Genomic DNA, 4,778 nt, shown 5'->3' on the forward strand with positions numbered 1-4,778 from the left:
CATTCGGTTCACCACATCGCGCCTTTGTACGCCCCTCGGCGGCGCCGCCGAGCGTGGCCAGGTGGTAGTCTTGACGCATGGAGTTGACGCGCTCTTTCGAGACAGCCCTTCCTAACGAAGTCCGTTCGCGATACGAAATTCGGGAGACCCGTAACGCGGCAGTGATTTTTCGTGCCACCAACCCAGACCTCTTTAATGAACTAGTTGAAGCACTTAACCGCTTCGAGATTCTATCCGAAGATCTCCTCTCCGCGGGCGGCCAGGAATCATCTCTCGCGCGCCGCTTCAACGATGGTTTCCGTAGCCGAGGATGGCGCGAGGCGCGGGTCGACACTGACATCATACTCAAACTCACTATTATGCCTTATAAGCCTGCCGGCGAGAAGTCCCCTAAGGAGAAGTTAACCCCGGCTAGCAACAAAGGTTACAAGGTCGACAACTTCAAGGGCAGAATTGCTCTTGACCTTGAGTGGAACGCCAAAGATGGAAACCTCGACCGAGACATCAGCGCCTACCGAGCACTATATGACGCTGGTTTCATCGATGTCGGAGTGATCGTCACACGCACACAAGAGGATCTGCGTACGTTCGCCACAGGACTACGTCTCGACCACGGCATGCCCGAGACCGAAGCAAAGAAAATGCTCGCAACCACAACGACAACAAACCTTGAGAAACTCATCCCCCGTTTAACTCGGGGCGATGCAGCCGGTTGCCCAATTTTGGCCATTGCGATCTCTAGCCGCACCTTCGAGAACTCCCCTACACGGACACATCAGTGAGCTTTCGCGGCCGCCCTCGGCCCCTGAAGGTGACTCCACTCCTTGAGAGGAGTGTTCTGACTCGCTGAATCGAGTAACCAGACTGCTCAGCCAGTCTCTGCACTGACGCTCCGCGCCTATACTCCTCAGCCATGATTCGACCAACCCGATCGGATAGCCAGTCACTCATTCTTTCGTTAGGCTCAAGCGCCGGAAGGCGCTCGATCTCCCCCCCAGTATACCCGCGCTGCGCCTTACCCTGCGGAGTCACCCCGGCGTCGGACTCATTACCCCACACCGACCAGCCTGGACGGGCATAACGCGCAAACATCTCAAGATACGGACCCGGAGAGCAGGATTCAATTAGGTCATACTGCTCATCCGGTTTCCGGCTATGTTCACGCTTTCTCGTCTCAATCATATTGACTGTCGACCTCCCCGGGGTCAACGTCCTCATCGAGCCCTTAACTCCAAATAAAATTGGCTCTGTGACATTACGGAAGTAAAATCCAACGCCCCTGCCGTCAGGACCCCCGTCCTTGCGTCGCTTCGCCCAAATTATGTTTGACACATACCGAAAGCCCCAGGCTTCCATGACAGCAAGCCCTTCCGGAAGTAATGCATTCGGCACCCACAGGTAGAGGTGAGCGTCTTTCGCAGTAACGTCAAATACAGGCAGAGCCTTGATCTCATCAAGCCGCATTGTGCCGTATCGACCCAGCCGCCGATGTTCCGGCGCCACCTTTCCCGTACGATTCACGAAACGCCACGGAGGGTCAGCCAAAACAGTCCGGAATCCGCCGTCCACCTTGGGCAGTGGTACAACCTCGTCGGCGACAGCAGCGGTCGCATCGCGGGTCAACATGTCGCGAGCATACCAGAGAAAGATCTAGTTCGCAACAATAGATCTTTTCCGCGGCGATCAACATGCTCCGACGGCCCATTTTCACAGCGCTTTCCGCGCCCTATTGCGTAACCCCGCAACGTCAGATGCTCAGCATGCCAGCCCACCGTTCCAAACTGCCTCTCGGCACGGTAGGAGAGGATGGTCCGCCCGACCAAGTGACCGGCGCTGTTTCGAGGGCGTTCCTGTTACCACACCATCGGCCCCAAATAATCACCCACGACGCACCAGGTCCCGGTCAGTGTCGTAGATGACGCGATCCTCGGCGACGACGAGCACACCCCCGCGGTTGTCCCCGAAGCGCCTGCCCACCGAGCCCGTGGGCCACTGGGGCCAGGAGCACTCGCCCGTCTCGATGAAGCGCACCCACGCCCCGTGCATCGCATCCGCCAGCGCCTGCGGGGCACCGCCCGGCAGCGTGTGCCCCTCGCAGTACGGCTCCAGGAGGCAGTCGAAGGCGAAAGGCACGTCCATGCAGTGCGTCGCCATCCCCAACTGCCCACCGGTATACGAGAACTCGTAGGCCCAGGAGCCGGCCGACGGCGCACCCTCCCCGCACCGGCCTGCGTACTCGCCTCGCGCCAGCAGCCAGGAGGCGAGGTGGCAGTGGAAGATCGTGTCGGAGATGAGGTCACCAAGGATGAGGTGCCCGGCTCCGGCGTGCTCCGGGTGCGCGGCCAGGAGCCGATCCGCGAGCTCCTCCCCCAGCCCGCCCTCGACGAGGACCTCGCGCACGTCACGACCGGCCATCACCTCAGTGAAGGCGAGTCCCGAGAAGATGAACTCGTGGGTGGTGGACCCGGCCAGGACAGCGATATCGGCTCCGTCACCCGCATGCAGCGCCTCGACGATCGGGGCCGTGACGACCTCGCCGTCGACCGTGGGACTGAAGGAGATCCCCGTATCCGGTCTTCCCACGGCGGCCAGGTACCCGGCAACAGCCGCAACCGGGTCCGGGCCAGCGGCGGCACCATCGCCGTCGGCACGCTCATCCTGAGCGGTCAGCGCGTTCTGCGCGGCGACCACGTCGTCGTAGGAGACGGTGCGCAGGCCCGCCAGCGTGGGCTCGACACCGAGGGCGGACGCCAGTGCCCGGGCGCGCTCACGGTTGAGGTCGGCGGGCATGTCGGTGACGGCACCCGACTGGCAGACGACCGCGCGGAACAGGCCCCGCGCCCGCGGCACCGTCATGAGGATCATGGAGTTGCCGCCGCCGGCGCTCTGACCGCCAAGCGTCACCCGGGCCGGGTCCCCGCCGAAGCGGGCGATGTTGTCACGAACCCACTCCAGGGCCATCACCTGGTCGAGGACGCCGCGGTTGAACGGGGCGTCGGAGCCCTCGACGTAGCCGTAGCCGTCGAAGCCCAGGCGGTAGGCCACACTGACGGTGACCACGCCGTCCCGGTTGAAGGCGGCGCCGTCGTACCACGGCGAGTTGTGCGAGCCGGATGTCCAGGCTCCGCCATGAATCCACACGAAGACGGGCAGGCGAGCACTCTCATCACCGGGGACGGGAGTGAACACGTTGAGAGTCAGGATGTCGTCGCCGGGCACGGAGGGCTCGGGGATGGCGGGGTCGGAGAAGATCGATCCGCGCTGCGGGGTCGCCCCCGGCATGAAGGCCTGGCGCTCCCCCTCCCAGGGCTCGCGGCGTACCGGTGCCATGAACCTGAGCCCACCTGTGGGGGCCTGCGCGTAAGGGATCGCGTAGAAGGCGGCGGAGCGTCCGTAGCGGGGCGCGGGGCCGGAGCGCTCGGGGTGGGAGACGATCTCGCGCCACAGGCCCCGCACGCCGCCGGCAGTCGTCTCGATGCGGACAGTCTCGCCAGTGGGCACGGCAACAGGAGTGCCGGCGACGTGCTCGCCGGCGGCGGGCGGAGTGGCGTGCGGGGTCATGAGAGCTCCTCTGAGGCCGGGGTCACATCCTAGGGGCTGCGGTCTGCGTTAACGACCTGGGCCCGGACGCTGGTAGAGTCCCGCCCCGGGCCCCGGTAGCTCAGTGGATAGAGCGTCTGCCTCCGGAGCAGAAGGTCGCAGGTTCGAATCCTGTCCGGGGCACCGAGGCGCCCCCGCCCGGCACACCGCCGGCGTCGACGGCGACCCTGCGAGGCAGCAGGTCGGAGGCCTCCACCCCCAGGAACTCGGCCGTTCGGACGAGATCCTCCGCGCTCCAGGCCGTGGTGCCGCGTAGCTTGCGGCCCGCTGCCGGGCCGGTGATCCCGAGGTGGTCACCCAAGCTCTTCCGGGTCTCGTGCAGCAGAAACAGCGCCTCGTTCACGGTCACACCGATCGCTTCATCAACGGTGTAAAGGTCTGGGGCGGATACCTGAACTGCGCTCATGCACCCAGTGTACCGTCAGTACCGACACGCACGCAAGTGACATTGACAGCCGATCGAGACTGCAGGACACTCTTGTCATGTCCGATACCTCCAGTACCGTTCGTGACGCTGGCATCCAGTACCTGTCCCCACGAGAATCAGCACGGTTGCTGAGCCTGCCTGGCGTAACGGCCAGAACCCTGAGGGCATGGGCGAAGCAGGGGAAGTTACCTGCACTCGTGCTGCCGTCGGGGCGGCTGCTGTTCCGCCGGGAGGACATCGAGGAGCTGCTGGAGCCTCGGGTGCTGTCGGCGCCGTCAGCTGGGTCGCCGGCGGACGCGGCGCCTCCGGGTCAGGGGATGTTGTCCTGGCCGTCGCCGGTGTCTCCGGTCTCGCCCGGTGAGGCGGGTGCGTCGTGAGTACGAGGGCGTTGAACTGGGTGTGGTCGCTCGAGGAGCTCGGGCCGTCGGAGACGCTGGTGATGCTGGCGCTGGGGTCGTTGGCGAAGCGGGCGCGGCAGACGGATCGCAACGTGCGTCGGATGTTGGTGAGGCTTCGGCGGATGGGACTTTTGTCCGTGGAGCGTAGGTCGTCGACGGGTGGGCGGCGGTCGAATCGGTACCGCCTGCACGTCGGTGCCGTGGTGAGCGTCGACGGGGAGGATTCGTTGGAATCGCGGCAAGAGGACAATCTGTCCGGTTGTGGCGACCCTGCGGCCGAGCCCCCTGTGGACAACTCAGGGGCGGAGCCGGTTTCCGTTGGGGTTCCGGCAAGAGGACAATCTGTCCGGTTG

General features: G+C 64.4%; 4 protein-coding genes, 1 tRNA gene and 1 pseudogene. 3 read left to right on the forward strand and 3 right to left on the reverse strand.

Annotated features, from left to right (window positions below; translation table 11 throughout):
* Window positions 1–77 precede the first annotated feature (77 nt).
* Window positions 78–782, forward strand: a complete 705-nt coding sequence (locus Q4A20_RS14720) for a BglII/BstYI family type II restriction endonuclease (RefSeq protein WP_303124123.1) — start codon at window positions 78–80, stop codon at window positions 780–782.
* Here the strand turns inward: Q4A20_RS14720 and Q4A20_RS14725 are convergent.
* Both Q4A20_RS14725 and Q4A20_RS14730 read right to left on the reverse strand, forming a co-directional pair.
* On the reverse strand, window positions 763–1,626 hold the full coding sequence (locus Q4A20_RS14725) for an MT-A70 family methyltransferase (RefSeq protein WP_303124125.1): 864 nt from the start codon (window positions 1,624–1,626) through the stop codon (window positions 763–765). The genes Q4A20_RS14720 and Q4A20_RS14725 overlap by 20 nt on opposite strands.
* Window positions 1,627–1,878: 252 nt before the next feature.
* A complete protein-coding gene (locus tag Q4A20_RS14730; RefSeq protein WP_303124127.1) occupies window positions 1,879–3,561 on the reverse strand; it encodes a carboxylesterase/lipase family protein in 1,683 nt (560 codons plus the stop codon).
* 89 nt (window positions 3,562–3,650) lie between these two features.
* Here Q4A20_RS14730 and Q4A20_RS14735 point away from each other — a divergent pair.
* Window positions 3,651–3,723 (forward strand) — tRNA-Arg (locus Q4A20_RS14735).
* Between the two features lie 55 nt (window positions 3,724–3,778).
* On the opposite strand, the pseudogene Q4A20_RS15200 reads toward Q4A20_RS14735, so the two are convergent.
* A pseudogene (locus Q4A20_RS15200) lies at window positions 3,779–4,006 on the reverse strand (hypothetical protein); the annotation flags it as partial.
* 77 nt (window positions 4,007–4,083) lie between these two features.
* Between Q4A20_RS15200 and Q4A20_RS14740 the strand changes: the two are divergent.
* Complete coding sequence (locus tag Q4A20_RS14740) at window positions 4,084–4,404, forward strand: helix-turn-helix domain-containing protein (protein ID WP_303124128.1); 321 nt, start codon at window positions 4,084–4,086, stop codon at window positions 4,402–4,404.
* The last annotated feature ends 374 nt before the right edge of the window (window positions 4,405–4,778 follow it).

The sequence above is a fragment of the Actinomyces sp. genome, assembly GCF_030530635.1.
Taxonomy (GTDB): domain Bacteria; phylum Actinomycetota; class Actinomycetes; order Actinomycetales; family Actinomycetaceae; genus Actinomyces.

Bases quoted from the DNA above. Each gene is read 5' to 3' on its own strand.
- Q4A20_RS14720 (WP_303124123.1), top strand. From the start codon at position 78: ATGGAGTTGACGCGCTCTTTCGAGACAGCCCTTCCTAACGAAGTCCGT.
- Q4A20_RS14725 (WP_303124125.1), bottom strand. From the start codon at position 1,626: ATGTTGACCCGCGATGCGACCGCTGCTGTCGCCGACGAGGTTGTACCA.
- Q4A20_RS14740 (WP_303124128.1), top strand. From the start codon at position 4,084: ATGTCCGATACCTCCAGTACCGTTCGTGACGCTGGCATCCAGTACCTG.
- Q4A20_RS14730 (WP_303124127.1), bottom strand. From the start codon at position 3,561: ATGACCCCGCACGCCACTCCGCCCGCCGCCGGCGAGCACGTCGCCGGC.